The sequence below is a fragment of the Nocardia sp. NPDC003963 genome (assembly GCF_053605105.1).
In genome coordinates this window covers 412,234-433,261 of record NZ_JBSGIP010000001.1, presented here as the reverse complement: position 1 = coordinate 433,261, position 21,028 = coordinate 412,234, and the positions used below count along the sequence as shown (strand labels likewise).

23 protein-coding genes are annotated in these 21,028 nt (G+C 68.2%); 12 read left to right on the top strand and 11 right to left on the bottom strand.

What is annotated here, in order from left to right; all coding sequences use genetic code 11:
- Position 1: 1 nt before the first annotated feature.
- Together ACWEWT_RS02035 and ACWEWT_RS02030 are read right to left on the bottom strand one after the other, a co-directional pair.
- Positions 2–658 (bottom strand): CoA transferase subunit B, encoded by a 657-nt coding sequence (locus ACWEWT_RS02035; protein ID WP_452555230.1) that lies wholly within the window; start codon positions 656–658, stop codon positions 2–4.
- Positions 655–1,401, bottom strand: coding sequence for a CoA transferase subunit A (locus ACWEWT_RS02030; protein WP_452555228.1), 747 nt, complete (start codon positions 1,399–1,401; stop codon positions 655–657). The genes ACWEWT_RS02035 and ACWEWT_RS02030 overlap by 4 nt, the downstream gene beginning before the upstream one ends.
- 147 nt (positions 1,402–1,548) lie before the next feature.
- Here ACWEWT_RS02030 and pcaH point away from each other — a divergent pair, with 147 nt between their 5' ends.
- From pcaH to ACWEWT_RS02000, 6 genes are read left to right on the top strand one after another with little or no spacing between them, the layout of a single operon-like run.
- Positions 1,549–2,271 (top strand): protocatechuate 3,4-dioxygenase subunit beta, encoded by a 723-nt coding sequence (gene pcaH / locus ACWEWT_RS02025; protein ID WP_452555227.1) that lies wholly within the window; start codon positions 1,549–1,551, stop codon positions 2,269–2,271.
- Positions 2,264–2,890, top strand: a complete 627-nt coding sequence (gene pcaG, locus ACWEWT_RS02020; RefSeq protein ID WP_452555225.1) for a protocatechuate 3,4-dioxygenase subunit alpha — start codon at positions 2,264–2,266, stop codon at positions 2,888–2,890. The genes pcaH and pcaG overlap by 8 nt, the downstream gene beginning before the upstream one ends.
- A 9-nt stretch (positions 2,891–2,899) precedes the next feature.
- On the top strand, positions 2,900–4,252 hold the full coding sequence (pcaB, locus tag ACWEWT_RS02015; protein WP_452555223.1) for a 3-carboxy-cis,cis-muconate cycloisomerase: 1,353 nt from the start codon (positions 2,900–2,902) through the stop codon (positions 4,250–4,252).
- Between the two features lie 43 nt (positions 4,253–4,295).
- A complete protein-coding gene (gene pcaDC, locus ACWEWT_RS02010) occupies positions 4,296–5,528 on the top strand; it encodes a bifunctional 3-oxoadipate enol-lactonase/4-carboxymuconolactone decarboxylase PcaDC (RefSeq protein ID WP_452555221.1) in 1,233 nt (410 codons plus the stop codon).
- Complete coding sequence (locus tag ACWEWT_RS02005; RefSeq protein WP_452555219.1) at positions 5,525–6,304, top strand: IclR family transcriptional regulator; 780 nt, start codon at positions 5,525–5,527, stop codon at positions 6,302–6,304. The genes pcaDC and ACWEWT_RS02005 overlap by 4 nt, the downstream gene beginning before the upstream one ends.
- 18 nt (positions 6,305–6,322) lie before the next feature.
- Entirely contained in the window at positions 6,323–7,534 is a 1,212-nt protein-coding gene (locus ACWEWT_RS02000) for an acetyl-CoA C-acetyltransferase (RefSeq protein ID WP_452555217.1), read from the top strand.
- An 81-nt stretch (positions 7,535–7,615) separates the two neighbouring features.
- Here ACWEWT_RS02000 and ACWEWT_RS01995 read toward each other — a convergent pair whose 3' ends face one another.
- The gene (locus tag ACWEWT_RS01995; protein ID WP_452555215.1) at positions 7,616–8,188 is read right to left on the bottom strand and encodes a YceI family protein; all 573 of its coding nucleotides are present in this window, start codon (positions 8,186–8,188) and stop codon (positions 7,616–7,618) included.
- An 89-nt stretch (positions 8,189–8,277) separates the two neighbouring features.
- On the opposite strand from ACWEWT_RS01995, the gene ACWEWT_RS01990 reads away from it, so the two are divergent.
- Both ACWEWT_RS01990 and ACWEWT_RS01985 read left to right on the top strand, forming a co-directional pair.
- The gene (locus ACWEWT_RS01990) at positions 8,278–8,763 is read left to right on the top strand and encodes a MarR family winged helix-turn-helix transcriptional regulator (protein ID WP_452555213.1); all 486 of its coding nucleotides are present in this window, start codon (positions 8,278–8,280) and stop codon (positions 8,761–8,763) included.
- A gap of 389 nt (positions 8,764–9,152) precedes the next feature.
- Positions 9,153–10,670: an MDR family MFS transporter gene (locus ACWEWT_RS01985; RefSeq protein ID WP_452555211.1), complete on the top strand. Its 1,518-nt coding sequence runs from the start codon at positions 9,153–9,155 to the stop codon at positions 10,668–10,670.
- A gap of 51 nt (positions 10,671–10,721) precedes the next feature.
- On the opposite strand, the gene phoU is transcribed toward ACWEWT_RS01985, so the two are convergent.
- The gene (phoU, locus tag ACWEWT_RS01980) at positions 10,722–11,369 is read right to left on the bottom strand and encodes a phosphate signaling complex protein PhoU (RefSeq protein WP_452555209.1); all 648 of its coding nucleotides are present in this window, start codon (positions 11,367–11,369) and stop codon (positions 10,722–10,724) included.
- A 206-nt stretch (positions 11,370–11,575) separates the two neighbouring features.
- Between phoU and ACWEWT_RS01975 the strand changes: the two genes are divergently transcribed.
- Positions 11,576–11,734, top strand: a complete 159-nt coding sequence (locus ACWEWT_RS01975) for a hypothetical protein (RefSeq protein WP_452555208.1) — start codon at positions 11,576–11,578, stop codon at positions 11,732–11,734.
- An 85-nt stretch (positions 11,735–11,819) separates the two neighbouring features.
- Here the strand turns inward: ACWEWT_RS01975 and ACWEWT_RS01970 are convergent, their stop codons facing one another.
- The 6 genes from ACWEWT_RS01970 to ACWEWT_RS01945 form a co-directional block, all read right to left on the bottom strand.
- The gene (locus ACWEWT_RS01970) at positions 11,820–13,172 is read right to left on the bottom strand and encodes a diguanylate cyclase domain-containing protein (RefSeq protein WP_452555206.1); all 1,353 of its coding nucleotides are present in this window, start codon (positions 13,170–13,172) and stop codon (positions 11,820–11,822) included.
- Between the two features lie 93 nt (positions 13,173–13,265).
- The gene (locus ACWEWT_RS01965; protein WP_452555204.1) at positions 13,266–14,405 is read right to left on the bottom strand and encodes a terpene synthase family protein; all 1,140 of its coding nucleotides are present in this window, start codon (positions 14,403–14,405) and stop codon (positions 13,266–13,268) included.
- Positions 14,406–14,568: 163 nt separating this feature from the next.
- Entirely contained in the window at positions 14,569–15,528 is a 960-nt protein-coding gene (locus ACWEWT_RS01960) for a helix-turn-helix domain-containing protein (protein WP_452555203.1), read from the bottom strand.
- 54 nt (positions 15,529–15,582) lie between these two features.
- Positions 15,583–16,803 (bottom strand): cytochrome P450 family protein, encoded by a 1,221-nt coding sequence (locus tag ACWEWT_RS01955; protein ID WP_452555201.1) that lies wholly within the window; start codon positions 16,801–16,803, stop codon positions 15,583–15,585.
- A 235-nt stretch (positions 16,804–17,038) separates the two neighbouring features.
- Positions 17,039–17,350 (bottom strand): DUF3303 domain-containing protein, encoded by a 312-nt coding sequence (locus tag ACWEWT_RS01950; protein ID WP_452555199.1) that lies wholly within the window; start codon positions 17,348–17,350, stop codon positions 17,039–17,041.
- A gap of 164 nt (positions 17,351–17,514) precedes the next feature.
- Positions 17,515–18,363: an AfsR/SARP family transcriptional regulator gene (locus tag ACWEWT_RS01945; protein WP_452555197.1), complete on the bottom strand. Its 849-nt coding sequence runs from the start codon at positions 18,361–18,363 to the stop codon at positions 17,515–17,517.
- Positions 18,364–18,548: 185 nt separating this feature from the next.
- On the opposite strand from ACWEWT_RS01945, the gene ACWEWT_RS01940 reads away from it, so the two are divergent.
- On the top strand, positions 18,549–18,758 hold the full coding sequence (locus ACWEWT_RS01940; RefSeq protein WP_452555195.1) for a hypothetical protein: 210 nt from the start codon (positions 18,549–18,551) through the stop codon (positions 18,756–18,758).
- Between the two features lie 166 nt (positions 18,759–18,924).
- Here ACWEWT_RS01940 and ACWEWT_RS01935 read toward each other — a convergent pair whose 3' ends face one another.
- Positions 18,925–19,326, bottom strand: a complete 402-nt coding sequence (locus ACWEWT_RS01935) for an ArsR/SmtB family transcription factor (RefSeq protein WP_452555194.1) — start codon at positions 19,324–19,326, stop codon at positions 18,925–18,927.
- A gap of 87 nt (positions 19,327–19,413) precedes the next feature.
- Here ACWEWT_RS01935 and ACWEWT_RS01930 point away from each other — a divergent pair, with 87 nt between their 5' ends.
- The gene (locus ACWEWT_RS01930; protein ID WP_452555192.1) at positions 19,414–20,295 is read left to right on the top strand and encodes an NAD(P)-dependent oxidoreductase; all 882 of its coding nucleotides are present in this window, start codon (positions 19,414–19,416) and stop codon (positions 20,293–20,295) included.
- 162 nt (positions 20,296–20,457) lie between these two features.
- Positions 20,458–20,994 carry a DoxX family protein gene (locus tag ACWEWT_RS01925; protein WP_452555190.1) on the top strand — a complete coding sequence of 179 codons (537 nt, stop codon included), beginning with the start codon at positions 20,458–20,460 and terminating at the stop codon, positions 20,992–20,994.
- Positions 20,995–21,028: the final 34 nt, after the last annotated feature.

Genomic DNA, 21,028 nt, shown 5'->3' with positions numbered 1-21,028 from the left:
CTCAGCCGACCCGTTCGACGAGTTCGGCGGCGACCTCGACAACCGCCGCGGTGGCCGCCCGGACTTCGGCGACGGTCACCCCCGGGGCGGTTTCCAGCAGGACGAGTCCGTGCTCGGTCACGTCCAGCACGGCCATATCGGTGATGATCCGGTCCACACATCCCAGCCCGGTCAGTGGCAGCGTGCACTGTTCGACGATCTTGGATTCCCCGGATCGGGAGACGTGGTCCATCATCACGATCACCCGGCGGGCGCCGTGCACCAGATCCATCGCACCGCCCATCCCCTTGACCATCTTGCCGGGGATCATCCAGTTCGCCAGATCGCCACGAGCGCTGACCTGCATGGCGCCCAGCACCGCGATATCGACCTGACCGCCGCGGATCATGCCGAACGACTGCGCGGAATCGAAGAACGAGGCGCCGGGGAGCACGGTGATGGTCTCTTTGCCGGCGTTGATCAGCTCGGGGTCCAGTTCGTCCTCGGTGGGGTACGGACCGACTCCGAGGACCCCGTTCTCCGAATGCAGGACAACGGTGATGTCGTCCGATAGATAGTTGGGGACCAGGGTCGGCATCCCGATACCGAGGTTGACGTACTGGCCGTCCTCGAGTTCGGCGGCGACCCGGGCCGCCATCTGTTCGCGGGTCAGCGTCATGCGCGCACCGTCCTGTTCTCGATTCCTACTTCGACCTCGCCGACGGGAACGACCCGCTGGACCTGAATGCCGGGAGTGTGCACCTGGTCGGGGTCCAGTTCCCCCGGTTCCACCAAGTGCTCGACCTGGGCGATGGTGATCCGCCCCGCCGCGGCGGCGGGCGGGTTGAAATTACGGGCGCTCGCGCGATAGACGAGGTTGCCGTGCCGATCGCCCTTCCATGCGTGGACCAGGGCGTAGTCGGTGACGATGCCGCGCTCCAGTACGTAGGTGACACCGTCGAACACCCGGGTCTCCTTCGGTGGACTGGCGACGGCGATTCCGCCGGTGCCGTCGTAGCGCAGCGGGAGCCCGCCCTCGGCTACCTGGGTACCGACACCGGCCGGGGTGAAGAACGCCGGGATGCCCGCGCCCCCGGCCCGCATCCGCTCGGCGAGGGTGCCCTGCGGGGTCAGTTCCACCTCGAGCTCGCCCGACAGGTACTGACGGGCGAATTCCTCGTTGGCGCCGACATAGGAGCTGATGGTGCGGCGAATCCGGTGGGCCGCGAGCAGAACGCCGAGACCGAAACCGTTGGTGCCGCAGTTGTTGCTCACGACCTCCAGTTCCGCGGCTCCCTGTTCGAGCAGCGCGTCGATCAATACTTCCGGGATGCCGACCAGCCCGAATCCGCCGACGGCGAGAGAAGCGCCGGCCGGGATATCGGCGACCGCTTCGGCGGCTGTGGCAATGACTTTGTCCATCACGCGCTCCACCGTAACCAAAATTGTGCGGAATGTGAACTTATGTGCGTATAGTGAACCTGCAATCAGCGATTGATCCGGCCGCCGCCGGGTCCTATGCTGTTCGCATCCCGTAGCAATGTCCACATCCCGAACGCGAGGTCGCGCATGCGTCAACTGCCACCGCGGTACCGCGGTATCGACAAGGACGAGGAAGCACCTCTCGACTTCGCCGATTACCGCACCACCGCCCTCCGTCATCCGAAGCAGCCGCTCGTGCTGCTCCCCCAGCGACTCGGCGAACTCACCGGGCCGGTACTCGGCGAAGGCCGGATCACCGCGGCGGATGCGGACCTGACCCTGGCTCGCGGCGGCGAGGCGATCGGGCAGCGCATCGTCGTCCACGGACAGGTCCTCGACAGCGACCGCGCACCGGTACCGAACACCCTGGTCGAGGTATGGCAGGCCAACGCCGCCGGCCGTTACCGACATCAGGGCGATCAGTGGCCGGCCCCGCTGGACCCGCATTTCGACGGCGTCGGCCGCGTACTCACCGACAGCACCGGGCACTACTCGTTCACCACGGTCAAACCAGGCATCTATCCGTGGCGCAACCACCACAACGCCTGGCGACCGGCCCATATCCATTTCTCCCTGTTCGGGCGCGCCTTCACCCAACGCCTGGTGACGCAGATGTATTTTCCGGACGACCCGATGTTCTTCCAGGACCCGATCTACAACTCGGTTCCCGACGGTGCCCGGCAGCGCATGGTGAGCGTGTTCGACTACGCGGCCACGACCGACAACTGGGCGCTGGGCTACCGGTTCGACATCGTGCTGCGCGGCCACGACGCGACCCCGTTCGAGGAGGACGACGACCACGATGACTGATACCGAATTCGCGCCCCGCTATCCGGCGACCCCCGGCGATTTCACCACCGTGACGCACGGCCCGACCCCGTCGCAGACCGTCGGCCCGTTCCTCCATATCGGACTGCCTTGGCCGGACGGTCCCGAGGTGGTCGCCCTGGACACGGACGGCGCAATAACCGTCACAGTGACAGTGCGCGATGGGGCCGGGAACCCCGTCGCGGACGCACTCGTGGAGATCTGGCAGGCCAATCGCGACGGTGTATTCGAACACCCGGACGACCCCCGCCCGCAGACCGACCCCGCCTTCCGCGGTTTCGGCCGCTGCCCCGCCGACGCCACCGGAACGGTCCGGTTCACCACGGTCAAACCCGGCGTGATCGCCGCCGGCGACGACGATGCCGAGGCGCCGCACCTGAACGTATCCCTCTTCGCGCGCGGCATGCTCAACCGGCTCGTCACCCGGCTCTATTTCCCCGACGAACCCACCGCCAACGCCGCCGACCCGGTACTGGCCGCACTCCCGGAAGCCCGGCGGCACAGGTTGATCGCCACCACCACCGCCGGGGGTTACCACCTCGACATCGTCGTACAGGATGCCGATCCGGACGGCGCCGAGACGCCGTTCTTCTACTTCTAGGAGACCCGAGTGCCGCGTGGAGAGCTGTTCGATCCGATCTTCGGAGCGACCGAGCTCGGCGCCGCCCTGTCCGACCACGCGTGGATCACCGCACTGATCGAGGTGGAGCGCGCACTGGCCCGCGCCCAGGCGGCGGTCGGCGTACTCGATGAGGGGTACGCCGACGCCGTCGACGCGGCCGGCCGGGAGCTGGCCGGGCAAATGGACCCCGGACAACTCGGCCGAGCCGCGGCCGCGGGCGGTAACCCGGTGATCCCGCTGGTGAGCGCACTGCGCCGGGTATGCGCGGAGACGGGTGTCCCGGCGGCGGCCGTCCACAAGGGCGCAACCAGCCAGGACATCCTCGACAACGCCCTGTCATTGCTGGCCCAGCGGACCGGAACCCTGGTGGTCGACGAGCTGCGCGTCGCGGCGGATTCCGCCGCGACGCTGGCCCGGGATCATCGCGACACCCCGATGGCCGCCCGGACCCTCGGCCAGCAGGCGTTACCCACCACCTTCGGCGCGCTGGCAGCCGGCTGGTGCGCCGCACTGGACCGGGCCGCTGGTTCGGTGACCGCCGCCCTCGCCGATCTCCCGGTCCAGCTCGGTGGTGCCGCGGGTACTCTCGCGGCACTGTACCCACACGGCCCCGCGGTCGCCGACGCGCTCGCGGCAGAACTCGGGCTGGCGTCGCAACGCGTGCCCTGGCACACCGACCGGACGCCGCTGGCCGAACTCGCCACCGCCCTGGGCGTGGCGGCCGGCGCGGTGAGCAAGATCGCCACGGATATCGTGCTGCTGTCCGCGACCGAGATCGGTGAGGTCGGTGAGGATTCCCCCGGTGGCTCGTCCGCTATGCCCCATAAACAGAATTCGGTGGGCGCGATCACCGCGCGCGCAGCGGCCCGGCGGGTACCCGGGCTGGTCGCCACCGTGCTCGGCGCGATGGACCACGAAATGCAACGCGCCGCCGGAGCCTGGCACGCGGAATGGGAAACCGTCACCGAGTTGCTGCGCCTCACCGGGGGTGCCGCCCACCGGTTGGCCCAGAGCCTGACCGGGCTGCGGGTCCATCCCGACGCGATGGCGCGCAATCTCGCGGCCACCGGCGGTGCGCTGCTGGCCGAACGGGTGACCGCGGCACTGTCCGAACATACCGACCGGGCGCGGGATATCGTCACCGCCGCGGCCACCGCCGATCCACCGGCCCTGGACAGCGACCCCGCGATCATCGAGTACCTGGGCGCGGAACGGGTCCGGGACCTACTGGATCCCGCCGGGTATCTGGGTCACGCGGCCGATTTCGTCACCCGAGTGCTCGATGAACGCGGGAACGGCCTCGACAGGGCAGCCTCCCACGACGTCGGCGGGGCACAGTGACCCGGCGATACGACCGAGAACGAATCGAACGGAGCAAGTGATCATGGCGTCGACCGCTGCGGACCCGGCCACGAGTGTAGAACTCTCCTATCTGGCCTGCGGCCGCACCGCAGACGCGCCCACCGTCGTGCTGCTGGGCTCGCTCGGTTCGGACCGGTCGATGTGGGATCCGCAGATCGCCGCACTGGCCGCCGGCCACGAGGTGATCGCCGTCGACCTGCGCGGGCACGGTGGATCTCCCACCACCGACGGTGATTACACCGTCGCCGGTCTGGCCGGTGATGTGCTGGCGCTGCTGGACCGGCTGGGCCGCGACGCGGTGCATCTGGTCGGCCTGTCCCTGGGCGGTGCGGTCGCCCAGCGGATCGCCGCCTACCACCCCACCCGGGTCCGCACCCTCACCCTGCTCTGCACCGCCGCGAAATTCGGGACACCCCAGGCCTGGCTCGATCGTGCCGCCGCGGTCCGGGCCGGGGGCACCGGTTCGCTCGCGGATGCGGTGGTGGACCGCTGGTTCACCACCGAACTCGCCGCCCGCGACCCCGAACTCGTCGCCCGCGGGCGGGCCATGGTGACCGCTACCCCGGATGCGGGTTACGCCGCCTGCTGCGCGGCCCTCGCGCACTGGGACGGACGGCCCGATCTGGCCCGCATCACCGCGCCCACCCTGGTGATCGCCGGTGCCCAGGACCCGGCCACCACGCCCGCCGATATGCGACTGCTCGCCGACGGGATCGCGAACTCCGTTCTGCATATTCTCGACCCCGCCGCCCATCTGGCCAATATCGAACAGGCCGGGCAGGTCTCGGCACTGATCGCCGCGCATATCGCCGGCCGGCCGGAACGCACCGCGGCGTTCGAACAGGGAATGCGGGTGCGCCGGGAGGTACTCGGCGACGCGCATGTGGACCGTGCCGTGGCGGGTACCACCGAATTCACCGAACCCTTCCAGGATTTCATCACCCGCACAGCCTGGGGCGATATCTGGAGCCGGCCCGGCCTCGATCAGCACACCCGGCGGCTGCTCACCCTCGCGGTACTCACCGCCGTGGGCAACACCCACGAACTCGATATGCATATCCGGGCGGCACTGCGAGCCGGTATCGATCCGGCCGAGCTCGCCGAGGTGTTCCTGCACACCGCGGTCTACGCGGGTGTGCCGAACAGTAACCTCGCCTTCGGACTCGGTAAGGCGGCACTCGCCGACGGTGCCGGGTCCCGCCCGGCCGACGACACCGCGGCCGGACCCGCCGACGAGGAAACACACCGACCATGACCGAACCCTCACCGGATTACGTGCAATCGCTGGGCCGCGGCCTGGCCGTGATCCGCGCCTTCGACGCCGACCACCCCCGGCGCACTCTCAGCGAGGTCGCCAAGGCCACCGACCTCACCCGCGCGACCGCGCGCCGCTTCCTGCTGACCCTGGTGGAACTGGGTTACGTACGCACCGACGGGTCGCAGTTCTGGCTCACCCCCCGGGTGCTGGAACTCGGCTACAGCTATCTGTCCAGCCTGAGCCTGCCCGAGGTCGCCGGACCGCATCTGGAGAGCCTGGCCGCCCAGGTCCACGAATCGACCTCGGTGTCCATTCTCGACGGCCCGGATATCGTCTATGTGGCCCGAGTACCGGTGAGCCGCATCATGACCGTCTCGATCACCATCGGCACCCGCTTCCCGGCTTTCGGTACCTCGATGGGCCGGGTCCTCCTGGCCGGGCTCCCCGCGGCCGCGTTCGAGGAATATCTCGCGAAAGTCACCCTCACCCCGCTCACCGACCGCACCGTTCTCACCACCGACCGGTTGCGCGAAGAGGTGCAGCGCACCCGGGAAGCCGGGTACTGCCTGGTCGACCAGGAACTCGAACAGGGGCTGCGTTCGATGGCCGCCCCGATTCGTGACCACACCGGCTCGGTGTGTGCCGCGGTGAACATCTCCACCCACGCCGCCCGCTACACCGCCGAAAGCGTCCGGGCAGACCTGCTGCCCCCGCTGCTGTCCACGGCCGCGGCCATCAGTACCGATCTCGCGCAGGTCCAGAACCGCGCCTGAGCACGACGAAGGAATCCCATGATCGACGCCGTCATCTGCGAACCTCTGCGCACCCCGGTGGGCCGGTTCGGCGGGGTGTTCCGAGATATCGCGCCGGAGGCTCTGGCCGCGACCCTCATCACCGAACTCCTCGGCCGGACGGGTCTTTCCGCGGACCATATCGACGATGTCGTTCTCGGCCAGGCCTCCCCCAACGGCGAGGCCCCGGCCATCGGCCGGGTCGCGGCACTCGACGCCGGACTGGGGGTCGAGGTTCCCGGCCTCCAGGTCGACCGGCGCTGCGGCTCCGGTCTGCAGGCCGTCCTGCAGGCCTGTATGCAGGTCGCCACCGGCGGCAGCGAGCTGGTGCTGGCCGGCGGTACGGAATCCATGAGCCGGGCGGAGTTCTACGCCACCGATATGCGCTGGGGTGTCAGAGGCGACGGTATCGCGCTCAACGACCGGCTGGCCCGGGCCCGGGTCAGCGCGGGTGGTAGCAACTTCCCGGTCCCCGGCGGCATGATCGAAACCGCGGAGAACCTCCGTGCCGAATACGCCATCAGCCGGGCGGATCAGGACGCGCTGGCCGTGCAATCGCACCAGCGGGCCGTCGCCGCCCAGCGGGCCGGCCGGTTCACCGACGAGATCGTCGGTGTCCCGGTACCGCAGCGTAAATCGGACCCGGTCCTGGTCGACACCGACGAACACCCCCGGGCCGACACCACCGTCGAAGCCCTGGCGGCACTGCGCCCGATCCGCGGCACGATCGATCCGGACGCCACCGTGACCGCCGGTAACGCCAGCGGCCAGAACGACGGCGCCGCGCTCTGTATCGTCACCACCGCCGCACGCGCCCGTGCCCTGGGTCTGCGGCCACTCGCCCGCCTCGCCTCCTGGGCCGTCGCCGGGGTACCGCCGCGCACGATGGGCATCGGACCGGTCCCGGCGACCGAGAAGGCACTGGCGCGCCTGGATCTGACGCTCGATGATATGTCGGTCATCGAACTCAACGAAGCCTTCGCCGCGCAGACCCTCGCGGTGCTGCGCAACTGGAAGATCGAACCCGACGACGAACGCCTCAACCCCAACGGCTCCGGGATCTCCCTGGGCCACCCGGTGGGCGCCACCGGGGGCCGTATCCTCGCCACCCTGCTACGCGAACTGGACCGCCGCGAGGGCCGCTACGGCCTGGAAACCATGTGCATCGGCGGTGGGCAAGGACTCGCAGCGGTTTTCGAACGGATCACCTAGGACCCGGCGGAACCACACCGCGACCGGGCACGGCCGAACGATTTTCCCCCTGCACAGCGGACCGTCCGGATCGGGCAGGCGTCAGCCCTGCGCCGCCGCGTCCTGTTTGATCGCGGAGACCTCGAATTCCAGGACGACCTTGTCGGCGACCAGTACGCCACCGGTTTCCAGTGCCGCGTTCCAGGTGATGCCGAAATCCTTGCGGTTGATGGTGGCCGAGCCTTCGAATCCGACCCGGACATTGCCGAACGGATCGGTGGCCTGGCCCTCGAAAGTGAACGGGATCGTCACGGACCGGGTGATGCCCTTGATGGTGAGATCGCCGGTGACGTCGAAGGCGTCCGGACCGGTCGGCGTGATGGCCGTCGACCGGAAGGTGATCTCGGGGTATTCGTCCAGTCCCAGGAAGTCGAGTCCGCGCAGATGGTTGTCGCGATCGGCATTGCGGGTATCGATGCTGGCGACCTGGATCGTCACCTCGCCCGATGCGGCGGTGGGGTTCGCGGCGTCGAAGTGCGCGCTACCGGCGAACTCGTTGAACGCCCCCCGCACCTTGGTCACCATCGCGTGCCTGGTGACGAAGCCGACCCGGGTGTGAGTCGGGTCCAGTACGTAGGTGCCGCTCAGCTCGTTCACGTTGGTCGCGGTCGTCATCCTGTGCCTCCGGGTCCTGATAGTTGATGTGTCATACAAAGACTGCGCCGTAATTGGTGATATGTCAACTACTGCATTACGCTGGTCATATGACCGAGACACGATGGCTCGACGAGCGCGAGCGCCGTGCCTGGCGGGGTTACCTGACGATGCACGCCCGGCTGGTCGCCCACCTGCACCGGCAGCTGCAGCACGATTCGGGCCTGTCGCTCGCCGATTTCGATGTACTGGTGCAGCTCACCGACCGGCCCGAACCGCGTATCCGCGTGGGCGAGCTGGGACAGGCCCTGCAGTGGGAGAAGAGCCGGCTCTCCCACCACCTCGGCCGGATGCAACGACGTGGCCTGGTACTGCGCGAAGACTGTCCGGACGACGCCCGCGGCGCCTATATCGTGCTCACCGAGCAGGGGCGCACGGCGATCGAGCAGGCAGCGCCGAAACATGTCGACACCGTCCGCGAACTGGTCTTCGACGCACTCACCGACGATCAGGTGGACGCCTTGGCCTCGATCGCGGATCGTATCCTCGGCACTCTGAACGACGCGGACCGGGACGACTCCGCCCGCACAACGTAGCCGGCCGGATCGGGTCGGCGGATTCGTCGTTCCGACGGCGTGGGGGCCGGCGGGCACATCCGCGGTCGATCCCCGTCCGACGACGGCGCCGTTGCCGAGGATCCGGTGGCGGTAGGTGGCCACCCTGTTCATATCGTGGCCGATGCGCCGTGCCGATCCCGCGGACAACCACCACCGCCGGAATACGGTTGCCACACAGTTCGATCGGCCGGGTGACGCTCCCACTGACCGGGCCCCTCGGCGATATCGGGTGCCCGCGAGCCCCGCTCCCGCCCGCGGGTCGTCCGGCAATCGGCGCCGAAATGCGCGAGAGTGCAACCATCGGCCGGAACACAACGGCGAGGCACTACAGGACCTTCCGCGCACGGAGTGCACAACAGGAGGCCGGTATGGAGAATCCCACCCCCCGGCGGTCGGCCGGACTCGACCGCGAGGTCATCGTCACCGGGCTGGTCGTGGTGTCGGGCATGATCATGGTGGTTCTCGACACCACCATCGTGAATGTGGCCCTGGACTCGCTGAGCCGGGAACTCGACGCCTCGCTGTCCACCACGCAGTGGGTCGTCACCGGCTATCTGCTCGCAGTGGCCCTCGTCATCCCGCTCACCGGCTGGGCCATGGACCGGTTCGGATCGAAGACGACCTGGCTGACCGCGGTGGGCCTGTTCGTGGCAGGCTCGGCGCTCTGCGCGGCGGCCTGGTCGATCGAGAGCCTCATCGCGTTCCGCGTGATCCAGGGCCTCGGCGGCGGCATGCTGCTACCCGCCGGGCAAGCGATCATCACCAAGGCCGCCGGGCCACAACGACTGGGGCGGGCGATGAGCATCCTCGGCGTTCCCATGCTGCTGGGGCCGGTGTTCGGCCCGGTGATCGGCGGCCTGCTGGTCGAGTACACGAGCTGGCACTGGATCTTCCTCGTCAACGTCCCGGTCGGCATCCTCGCGCTCGCGCTCGCGCTGTGGAAACTCCCGGCCGGCGACGCCCTCCGGGAGTCCGGCCGTCTCGACCTCCGGGGGCTCGTCCTGCTCTCCGGAAGCCTCGTATGCCTGCTCTACGGACTTTCCCGGGCCGGTGCGCACGGCGGGTTCGGGGAATGGGATGTGCTGGGGTGGCTCCTCGGCGGCACGATCGGGCTCGCCCTGTACACCTGGCACAGCCTCGACAAGGGTGCCGCGTCGATCATCGATGTCCGGCTGCTCACCGACCGGCTGTTCGCCGGCGGGACGGTGGTGGTCTTCCTCGTCGCGATCGGGATGTTCGGCGGCATGCTGTTGCTCCCGCTGTACTACCAGACCGTCCGCGGGCAAGGCGCGCTCGGTGCCGGGCTGCTGCTGGCCCCGCAGGGTCTCGGCGCGATCGTGGCGATGGTGATCGGCGGCCGGCTCACCGACCGGATCGGCGCCGGATACGTGGTGCCCGTCGGCATCGTGCTCGCGTTGCTCGGCACCTTCCCGTTCACCCGGGTGGGCGTGGACACGTCCTATATCTGGCTCAGCGGCGCTCTGTTCGTACGCGGTATGGGCCTGGGGGCCGTGATGATGCCGACGATAGCCGCCGCCTACACCGGGCTCGGCCGAGAGGTGGTATCGCGAGCGGCGCCGACTCTGTCGGCCATCCAGCAGGTCGGGGCCTCGTTCGGTAGCGCCCTGCTGGTGACCGCGCTGACGCACCGGCTCGCCGATCAGCTGGCCTCCCGCGGTATCACGACAGCGGGCGGTGGCACCGACCAGATCGGCTCGATGCCACCGGAAGCCGTGCCGGTCGTCGCTCCGCTTCTGGCCGAATCATTCGGCTACGCCTTCTGGGTCGCCTTCGCACTCACCGCGGTGATCATCGTCCCCGCGTGGTTCCTACCCCGGTACGCGGCCCGCGACCGCACGGAGGCGCCGGTTGCCCCGGGTATCTGATTCGGGGCCGGCCCGGCGAACCCCGGTTCGCCGCGAACCACCATCGTCGAGTCATTCGGATTCGGTGGTACCGGTGGTCATGAACACCGTGCGGCGACCGACCTCGACGGTGTGGTCGGCGAAGCGCTCGTAGTAGCGGCCCAGTAGTGCGAGGTCGACCGCGGTGGTGGTGCCGCCGGTGTATTCGGGGCCGAGGATATGGTTGAGCAGATCGCGGTGCAGCTGGTCCATCACATCGTCGCGGCCCTCGAGCGCCGCCGCGGCCTCGGGATCGCCGCTCGCCAGGATCTGCGCGGCCGAGCCGGCCATCGTCACCGCCGCCGCGCCCATCCGGGATACCGTTTCCCGCAGTTGATCGGGCATGACCGGGTCGGGATGCCGACGGCGCACCAGCCCGGCGATATGCGCGCACAACCCACCCATCCGGGCGAGATTGGCCGACAGCTGCAATGCGGTCACGACCCGGCGCAATTCGGAGGCGACCGGAGCCTGCAGCGCCAGCAACAGCACCGCCGCGTCCTCGGCCTGCTGCCCCATCGCCTCCACATGGGCACACAGATCGATCGCGCGTTCGGCCTGCTCGATATCGGTCTCGAGCAGGGCCCGGGTGGCGGTGGCGATCGCGGTCTCGTCCCGCAGGCACATCTGCTCGAGCATCCCGGTCAGCTCTTGGAGTTCCGCGTGGAAGCGAGTCCGCATACTTCATCGAAGCATCCCGGGCCGAGCGGAGATCGCGCGGTGCCCGCCCACGGCATCGGTGACGGCCGGACAGACGGCCACGAAACTTTCCGGCCGGTTCGCGCCGCTGCCGGTTTCAGCGCTCCGGGATGGGTAAGTCCTGCTGTGACGGTGACTCGGTGCGGCGCACCGGCACAACAGTTTCCCAGCACGTACCGGGAGGGCCTGTGTCTTCTTTTCTGTCGTTCCTGATCCTCATGCTCGTCTTACCGGGAATGGCGACCGCGGCCGCCTGGATATCGGTGGCGGTGAGCATATGGCTGGAGAACCGCCGAGCCGCGGAGTACGCCGGGAATTCCGCGCGTACCGCGGGCAGCCACCTCTGAGACCGCTCGGAGCCGAATACGCGCTTCGGGCCCGGTACGTGCCGGAAATCGCCGGCCGCCGCGCCCCGACCCCCGGGCGGCCGGGTCACGAATCCGGCGGAGTACCCGCGGAGTCCTCGATGGGGATATAGCGGTTGAGCTGTTCCAGATCGGAATCCGGGTCGTCGTCGTCAGCGAGCAGATGCAGCACCCACTGCGATTTACCGTTGTTCTTGGCGCGATAGAGGCCGGTGTCCGCGGCGTCGATCAGGGTTTCGGCCTGCCCGCTCTGCACACTGGTCAGCACGGCCCCGATACTGGCGGAAACCTGTACTCGATGGTTGTCGGTCGTCACCGGATCGGTCAGTGCGCCCAGTAGGTTGTCCGCGACCCGGCCCATCTTCCACGCGTCGACCGGCGGCGGTACCAACGCGACGAATTCGTCGCCACCGATCCGGGCCACCAGGCAGTCCAGGTCCTGCACACTCGCGTGCAACCGGCCGGCGACGGCGGTGAGCACCCGGTCGCCGGTGCCGTGACCGTAACGGTCGTTGATATGTTTGAACCGGTCCAGATCCACGAAGCACAACCCGATCTGCTCGTGCCCCTTCGCCTCGGCCATCACCGCATCGAGTCGTTCCAGCAGCAGGCGCCGGTTGGGTAGACCCGTGAGCGGGTCGTGCCGGGCCTGACGATGCAGTTCCTGGCGCATCCGGTGCTGTTCGGTGACATCCTCGCCCACCGCCAGGAGATAGTTCGGGTGACCCTCCCCGCCCTGAACGAAGGTGATGGAGAAGGTGGCCCACCCGTAGCTGCCGTCGACGCGCCCGATCTGCTGTTCCAGTTTCACCGTTCCCTGGCGGTTGGGCACCAGCTTCTGGTAGACCAGTTCGCGGATCCGCTCCCGATCCTCGGGATGGGCGAATTCGTAGACCGAGATACCGCGTAGTTCGTCGATCGGGACGCCGATCATATCGGCGAGTTTCTGGTTGGCGTCGAGTAGGACACCGTTGGTGTCGCCGACCGCGATGGCCACCGCCGCGTTCTCGAACACCACCCGGTAACGCTGGTCGGACTGCCGGGTGGACCGGTCCTCCCCTTCGCTGTGCGCGGCGTAGCGGAGCTGCCGGTGTGCTCCGAATCCCTCACCCAGCTTGGTGAGAAGTATCGACATGCGGGTCACGACGCCGCGATCGGCGTCGTGACCCACGAGACTCCACAGAATCGGCGCCGAAACCTCCAGCACATAGTCGTTGCGCGTTTCCACGGTGGCCAGCGCGGCACCGGCCCGGGCGCCCGCGGTCGGATCGAACGGCGTGGCGGTGAGCGCCGCGGCCAGATCGTGGATCAGCCAGTGCAGGAGTTCGTCGATTTTCGAGTCGGCAGGTGCGGGTTCGTCGGACGCCCGTAGTGCCCGAGACCACGAGCGAACCAGTTCCTCGTGCCTCGACCCGTCCATCACGCCCCTTCGTTCATCCGCTGCCCCGACACCGCCGCAGCTCTGCGCCACCCCCTGCCGGGCACCATCGCCCCGGTGAATGACCATCCTTCCTCATCGGACGGGGTTCTTTCCACTCGGATGGGGCTTGTTCTCCGCGAAAATACCGTCGCCTTTGTACCGGGTCGTCATCAGTTGCCACACCCAGGTGGCCTGGACACAGCCCTCGAGGTCGTCGAGATGGGTCCGGATCGCCGCCGTGGGGCCGCTGTCCAGAATATCCGGTTCGGCGCAGCGGGCGACGAGTGCGGCGTGTCGCCCGCGGAATTCGGTGAGCCGGTCACGGACCAGTTCGGCGGCGATACGCACGGCGTCGGCGAGTGTGGCTCCCGGGCTGTTCAGCAGGCATACCGGTATCAGGTTGAAATCGGAGCGGTCCACGATGCACTCCTTCTCGAAGGAGAACATATCGTTCATCAATGCCCCTATCTCGGCGGTGAGCACCTGCAATCGACCCAGTTCCGCCATGAGCTCCCCGGTGGCCGGATGCGCCCGGTCCAGATAGCTGTCCCGGCCGAATTCGCACAGCGCGATAGCCGGATACATACCCGATACCTGCGCGCGCAGATCGATGTACTCGGCGGGGGTCAGGAGGTCGCGGCGAGACCGGGCGTTCTGATCCCGGATCGCGGTGCGCAGATGCTCGACAGTGGATTCCAGGAATCGGTCGAGCCACTGCGGATCCGCGTCCTGCGCGTGTAGCTGCGACAGGAAATCCACCGTCGCCGCTTCGATCGGAGAGGGATCCTCCGGTGCCGCGCGCGATTCGAGCAGACGGCACAACCGGTCGAGTTCAGCACGCGCCCGGCGCTGTTCGTCTCCGGAGAGATGACCGAACTTCTCCCGGCCCACAGTGTCGTTGAGCCAGAACAGTATCGCGTTGAACAGGCCGATGGTGGCCAGCCGTTCCGCACTGACCGGGCCCGGATGCAGATAGGGCGTCATGCTGTTGTAATGCGCGCCACCCGGCTCCAGCCAGATGCCCTGGGCGCGACAGTATTCCTCCACGTCGACGCAGACCTGCACGCCGAATTCGCTCGGTCTGAACTCCCTGCTGTAGTCTGCGATATCGCAGTCGGGTGTACTGAACAGTTCCCGCAACGACCAGGGCACGTCCGTACGGACCCAGATCTCGTGTTGTACGCGCATATCCGCGATGTTCCGCTCGAGCGCCGATGTGTATCGAGAAGCCACGACGACTCTCCTCCCGCATGATCCAAACCCTTCAAGTTTGGTCCACGAGAGCGTCCGTGTCACCCCTACGGTGTCCCCGGAGGCGATACCCCTGCACACCGGGCCGGCTGTAGCGACCCCGCACGGCCGCAACCGAACTCACCGCGGCCGAGTCGACGGGCGATCATCCGGGACCGCGTCGGGCCGCCCGCGCCGCGAGTTCACTGCGCCGACGCTGCCGGAATTCCCGTGGCGTCTCCCCCATGGCTTCTTTGAACGCGGTGGAGAACCACGACGCGTTCAACCCACACCGAGCGGCCAGATCAGCGATCGGTACGGCCGCGTAGGCGGGATCCTCGAGGAACGAGCGGGCGGCCCGCAGCGCCTCCGCCCGCCGCAGATCGCGGAATGTGGTCCCACTCCGGTGCAGAATGGTCCGCACCTGCCGGGGTGACCAGCCCAGCTCGGCGGCCACCGCCGGTAGCCGGATATCCCGGTGGCCGATATGGGTGCGCAGATATCGGCGCACCTGTTCGGTCACCTCGCTGTGCCGGCCCAGCGGGGGACTCACCTCGCCGAGCGACAGCATGCACAGCAGCTCACCGATCTGCCGGCACACCGCGTCGAACTCGCGACCCGGCAGCGCCGCCTGCTCGGCGTGCGTACTGCGGATGAGTGTCCGGGTGATCCGGCCGAGCCCCGACGACATATCCAGCTCCGCCGTACGCGTACCGAAAGATCCCGCCCGGCCCTCCATTTCATCGCGGGGAACCTGGAAGGCATAGGCGGAAGAACGCGGGATGTGCAGATGGCACACCGTGTCCAGCACCGTGACGGCACCTCGGCCGGGGCCGGCGTCGGTGACGCCGCCGTCGCGGTACCGGACCGAATAGGTCCCCTGTTCGGGGACCACGACCCAGTAGAATTCGTCACCCGCGACCCGGCGGATATGCGGCCGGGTCCGCCGCGAGATACGTGCTCCGCGTTGATCCCAGCGCAGCAGCCGGTAGTCGGCGCTCTCCTGCACCGACATCGTCGCGCTCCACCGCTCGGACTCGCGGTAGTCGTGATCCATCGGCATCAGACTGTCGGCGATCGTGGTCCACGATGCCGAACTCCGCGCGGTCACGCTGTAGAACTCCACAGTGCCCGTCCTTCCGGATGGCTCCGGCGGTACCGGCCGGCCGGTCGGCTGCGGTCATCGCACCTCGCCGAGTGAGATCGGAATGGACAGCGGCCCGATCGTGAAGAACGAGGGCGTATAAGGGACCTCGTCCGGGTCGATGACAAGGCGCAGGTCGGGCAGCCGCCGGTACAGCGACGCCAGCGCCAATCGGCCCTCGAGGCGCGCGAGCCCGGCCCCGATGCAGTAGCGCGGGCCGTGCCCGAAGCCCAGCTGCCCGGACCGCCGCTCCCGGGTGATATCGAACCGGTCGGCGGTCTCGCCGTATTCGGCCGGGTCGATTCCGCACGCCTGGTAGACCACCCCCACCGCGCTGCCCTTCGGAATCGCCACACCCGCAATGCTCACATCCGCCAGGGTGAACCGCCAGCTGGTCATCATCACCGAATGGCGGTATCGCACGGTCTCCTCGACGACATCGGCCCACCGGTCGTCGGCTATCGCCGAGCGCAGCTGGTCGGGATGTCGTGCCAGCGCGAGTATCGCGTAACCCAGCATATGGACAGTGGTTTCGTGACCGGCGACGAGCATGATCCACAGCACCGCCACCAACTCCTCGGTGGTGAGCTTGTCGTCCATATCGCGCGCCTGCACCAGACCCGAGGTGAGGTCGTCCGCCGGCGCGCGGCCCTTGCGCTCGACCAGATCGTACAGATATGCCTGGAGTCCGTTCTGTGCCGCGAAGGCCTGCTCCGGAGAGCTGGTGTGGGCCAGCAGGGTTGCCGTCCATTCGCGCAGACGCCCCCGGTCCGCACCCGGTATTCCGAACAGTTCGCAGATGACGGCCATCGGTACCGCCTCGGTGAACGTCGGCACGAGATCGACCCCGTCGCCGGCGGCCACCACCTCGTCGAGCAGTTCGTCGATGATCGTCTGGATACGTGACTCCAGCGCCAGCACCCGGCCCGGCGTGAACGCCTTCCCGATCAGTCCGCGCAGCCGCCGGTGGTCGCTGCCGTCCTTGGTCGACAGATGCTCCCCCTGGACCACCGCGCGCAACGGCCAGTCCGCGGGGATATCGCCGTTGTGCAGGGCGGGCCAGTGCCGGGGATCACGGGCGAAGACGGCGTTGTCGCCGGCCAGGATCTCACGAACGGCCGCATGGGTCAGTGCGAGGTAACCGGGTACTCCCCCGGGGAATTCGACTTCGACGACCGGGGCGGTCGCCCGCAACCGGACACACGTTTCGAGCGGGTTCTCGTTCGCAGCGGGAAAAGCGGGAAGGGTGACCGACACGGGCGTTCCTTTCGACTGGTCCGGTCATCACCGGACACTCGCCCGTGGAGTATCGCGCCGCGTCGTCCCGTCCGGCGGTCTCGCGGACCGACTGTGCCCCGAACCCGAAGAAGGCGGGCGGGAACCCGAAATACGAATCAGCCGTATCGGATACCGGTATGCGGCCGGCACCGGAATCCGTGCCCGGGCGGTACCCGGACACGGATCGGAGCACGACCGGACGGACCTCCCGCCGCTAGCCGATCGATTCCAGGAAGGTCACCCCCTCCTGGATCTGCTGCACGACCTCGGCCAGTTCGCCGACGGGGTAGATCTCGTAGTCGGCGAAGAAGCCGAACTTCTTGGGCGCGTCGAACAGGTCCATCGGATTATCGGTTTCGACCACCGCGAAACCGCCGTTGCCGTCGAGCCGGCCGACCATCTGGTGGTAGGTCACGCCGTCGAGCGGCTTCCAGCTCGCGAACACTTCCAACGCCCGCCGAATACTGTCCTCGTTCTCGGATGCGGAGCCGTTCCAACGATACGTCCAGGAAACCACGTATTTCATCTGTCCTCCCAGCGGTACTCCGAAGGTGCGGTTCAGGTGCGCGGACGCCCACGACGACAGCCGACCGGCGGGTGCCTCCGGACACCCGTGACTACTCCCGGTCCGGCTGCCGGTCGGGCACGTCCGCTGCTACCGAAGTCTGCGCCGCGGGCGTCACGCAGCCGTCACTGTGCCGCGGGTCGCGGCATCATCGCCGCCGTCCGTCCGGCCGCGGCACCGTCGAGCCGGTCACCGGCCCAGATCGAATCGGCCCGCGCATCCGGGCCGTCCACACCGGCCGGAACCTGCGGCCATCCGAGCAGTCCGGCCAGCCGCGGTGACGGCGCCACTCCGAGTTCACGCAGGAGCAGCCGATGGAACACGGCGTACGCGCGCCGGGCCTCGCCGAGATTGCCCTCGGACAGATGCGCCTCGATCAGCGCCCGCTGGGCGCTTTCGCGGATCGGGTCCGCCCCGACCGCGAGCAGCGCCGCTTCGACGCCCTCGGCGCACCGGTTCCGGGCGCACAGCTGCCTGCTGAGGTTCTCCAGCGCGTGCAGTACTCGGTGCCGCAAACGTTCTCGTTCGAAGATCGCCCAATCGTCGTACCATCCCGGCAGCAGATCGAGGGCCGCGTCGATACCCGGGTCGAGCACCAGATCCGCCGGTCCGGCCGCACCCTGGATCAACCGGCGCGCCCACGCGTTCGTATCGTGCACATCGACCCCGACCTCCGCGCGCAGCCGCACCGATACCTGATCGGCGGCCACCAGGTCCAAGCCCGCCGTACGCAACCGCCACAGCACCGAGCGCAGGTTTCCGCCCGCTCGCCGATCACCGACACCTGGCCAGAGCAGGCCGGCCGCACAACAGCGTTCGATCCGGCCGCGGCGCAATGCCAGCAGGGCCAGTAATCGTTTACTGCCCTCGGCGACGTCGCGATGCTCGGCGCCGACCGTGACATACGGTCCGCCGAACAGATGCAGATACGAAGTGACGCTTTCCGGGCCACTCCGCCGATTCAGAGTGTCCATGGCCTCAGCTCACTATCCGTCCTCGATAGCCGAATAGAATAATTCGGCACCGTCACCGGTTCGTCACAGCGCCCGCGTCCGGCGATACCGATTCGACCACCATCGGCGGGCGTACCCCGCTCGCACCCACCCGAGCGGGCCGTACCGCAACGCACCGGTGACACCAAGTGCGCGACGCTGTGCCCATGAGGTCGCCTCCACCGTCGTACGGCCTGTGCCTGATCCGGCTCGAACGGCAGCCACCGCACACTCTGATCACGGTCGTCACCGACTACCGCGGTGCGCCCGGCCCGGAACAGCGGCGCATCTTCCTCGACGACGCCGACGGGGCTGTCGACGCGGTCCGCGCCTACTTGCTCGCCTTCTCGCCGGAACCGAACGGCCCGCGGCAGTAGACCACCAGGTGCCGGGCGGCACCCACGGCACTCTGTTCCCGCATATCGAGACGCTGACGGGCACGGTGCACACGGCCTCGACCACGTCGCGATCTACGCCGATATCGATACCTCCCGAGGTTCTCCCTGCGGGGCCCGGTGGTGCCGAATCCTCGATCACTCCCGATCAGTGCGCGTCCACGGAACGGTTCAGCGCCGCAAGCAATTTCGCCCGGTCACCGGGCGAGCCGCGCCACGTGTCGTCGTCGGCGACGATCTCGGCGAGGGCGCGGAAAACCACATCCAGCAACCCCGGGAACCGGGCCTCCAGATCCGCGTAACGCAGGCTCATCACCCTGGTGCGGCCGGCGACCGTCGTCCGGGTGATACCGGCCTCCCGCAGAACGCGGTAGTGATGCGAGAGCGTGGACTTGTGCAGCTCGATGTTCTGGCTGAGGTCACCGCAGTTCTCCCCCTCGTCGCAGGCCAGGCAGGCCACCAGTTGCAGGCGGATCGGATCGGACAACGCGTGCATGACCGCGGCCAGCTCGAGATCGGCGGTATCCGGATGCGGCAACTCGGCGGGCACGATCGGACCTCCTGGTCAGCCCTTGACAGTTTGATGATCATACAACAATCATTGTTGGACAATCTTCAAACAATCAGGAGGTACCACGTGTCCGATGAATCACCCACGCCCGTCACGGTCCTCGGGCTGGGACTCATGGGTTCGGCGATCGCGAAAACATTCCTGGCGGCGGGACATCCGACGACCGTGTGGAACCGCACCCCGGCAAAGGCCGAGGCGCTGGGCGAATTCGGCGCGGAATACGTCACATCGGTGACGGAAGCCGTCGCGGCCGCACCGCTGGTCGTCGTCTCCCTACTCGACGACGCCGCGGTGGCGGCGGTACTGGATGCCGCGGGCCCGGCGCTGCACGGACGGGTGCTGGTGAACCTCACCTCCTCGACCCCGGAGCAGTCGAGACTGCGTGCCGCGTGGGCCGCCGGCCACGGCGCCGAGTACGTGGACGGCGCCGTTATGGCCGTCCCCCAGGGCATCGGCACGCCTGAGGCACTCCTGCTGTACTCCGGCTCCCGAACCGGCTATCGCACAGCGGAACCGGCCCTGCGAGCACTCACCACACAGAGCACCCACCTGGGCACGGATCCCGGCCGGGCCGCGGCATTCGACGCGGCGCTGGTATCGGTGTTCTGGATGTCGCTCTTCGGTGTATCCCTCGGTCTCGCACTCGCCGGGGCCGAAGGCATCGCGGGCAGCGAACTCGTCCCGTTCGTACCCGCCGTGGTCGCACTCCTGCCGGAGATGACGGCACATACCGCCGCACAGGTCGAAGCCGGCCGGTACCCCGCCGACGACACTTCCATCGCTTCGGCCCATGGAGCATTCACCACACTCCGCGAGCTGATCGCGCAGCACGGAATCGATACCGGCATCCTCGACGCTTCGGGTGATGTCATGCGCCGAGCACTGGCCGCGGGCCACGGCGCCGACGGGCTCGCCAGGCTGGTCCCGATGCTCACCGGCAGCCGATGAGGGCGGCGAGTCACGAACGCACCGGTATCGCCCAGCAGGAGAAATCGTCGCACACAGCGAGACAACACCCTTCATATAAGTAAGGATAGGGTAACCTTCGCTTCGAAGATCTCGGTCCGCCGTGCGCCGCGGTAGACCGTCTACAGATATCGAGGGGATCCCATGACCGCCGACACCGCACTCGACCACACCGATCTCGCCGCGATCCGGGATCGGGCCGCCGCGCCGGATATCGGCCTGCTGATCCTGCGGCTGGCATTCGGGCTGCTGTTCGCCGCCCACGGCACCCAGAAGCTGTTCGGCTGGTTCGGCGGTCAAGGTCTCCAGGCCAACAATGCCGGATTCGAGAAGATGGGCTTCGAACCCGGCAGCCTGTTCGGCACCGTGGCCGGGCTCAGCGAACTCGTGGGTGGACTGCTGCTCGCCTTCGGCGCGTTCACCCCGTTGGGTGCGGCCGTAGTCCTGGGCACCGCGATCGTCATCGTGCACACCGGATTCGGCAAAGGCCTGCTCGGTGGCTACGAACTGGGTCTGCTCTTCGCGGTGGCCGCATCGGCGATCGCCTTCACCGGCCCCGGCCGGTTCTCGGTGGATTCGGGCCGCCCGTGGGCACGCACCGGTCCCACCTGGGGCGCGGTCTCGGTGGCCCTGGCCGTCGTGGCCGCCGGGGCGACACTGGCTTTCAAAGCGGTGCTCTGATTCCGGCGGAATCCCCTCGCCGGGCCTGCCGTCG

Coding starts and splice junctions, on each gene's coding strand:
- ACWEWT_RS01950 (WP_452555199.1), bottom strand. CDS start 17,350: ATGAAATACGTGGTTTCCTGGACGTATCGTTGGAACGGCTCCGCATCC.
- ACWEWT_RS01940 (WP_452555195.1), top strand. CDS start 18,549: ATGAGGTCGCCTCCACCGTCGTACGGCCTGTGCCTGATCCGGCTCGAA.
- pcaH (WP_452555227.1), top strand. CDS start 1,549: ATGCGTCAACTGCCACCGCGGTACCGCGGTATCGACAAGGACGAGGAA.
- ACWEWT_RS01985 (WP_452555211.1), top strand. CDS start 9,153: ATGGAGAATCCCACCCCCCGGCGGTCGGCCGGACTCGACCGCGAGGTC.
- pcaDC (WP_452555221.1), top strand. CDS start 4,296: ATGGCGTCGACCGCTGCGGACCCGGCCACGAGTGTAGAACTCTCCTAT.
- ACWEWT_RS02005 (WP_452555219.1), top strand. CDS start 5,525: ATGACCGAACCCTCACCGGATTACGTGCAATCGCTGGGCCGCGGCCTG.
- ACWEWT_RS01990 (WP_452555213.1), top strand. CDS start 8,278: ATGACCGAGACACGATGGCTCGACGAGCGCGAGCGCCGTGCCTGGCGG.
- ACWEWT_RS01995 (WP_452555215.1), bottom strand. CDS start 8,188: ATGACGACCGCGACCAACGTGAACGAGCTGAGCGGCACCTACGTACTG.
- ACWEWT_RS02035 (WP_452555230.1), bottom strand. CDS start 658: ATGACGCTGACCCGCGAACAGATGGCGGCCCGGGTCGCCGCCGAACTC.
- ACWEWT_RS01945 (WP_452555197.1), bottom strand. CDS start 18,363: ATGGACACTCTGAATCGGCGGAGTGGCCCGGAAAGCGTCACTTCGTAT.
- pcaG (WP_452555225.1), top strand. CDS start 2,264: ATGACTGATACCGAATTCGCGCCCCGCTATCCGGCGACCCCCGGCGAT.
- ACWEWT_RS02000 (WP_452555217.1), top strand. CDS start 6,323: ATGATCGACGCCGTCATCTGCGAACCTCTGCGCACCCCGGTGGGCCGG.
- ACWEWT_RS02030 (WP_452555228.1), bottom strand. CDS start 1,401: ATGGACAAAGTCATTGCCACAGCCGCCGAAGCGGTCGCCGATATCCCG.
- ACWEWT_RS01970 (WP_452555206.1), bottom strand. CDS start 13,172: ATGGACGGGTCGAGGCACGAGGAACTGGTTCGCTCGTGGTCTCGGGCA.
- phoU (WP_452555209.1), bottom strand. CDS start 11,369: ATGCGGACTCGCTTCCACGCGGAACTCCAAGAGCTGACCGGGATGCTC.
- ACWEWT_RS01925 (WP_452555190.1), top strand. CDS start 20,458: ATGACCGCCGACACCGCACTCGACCACACCGATCTCGCCGCGATCCGG.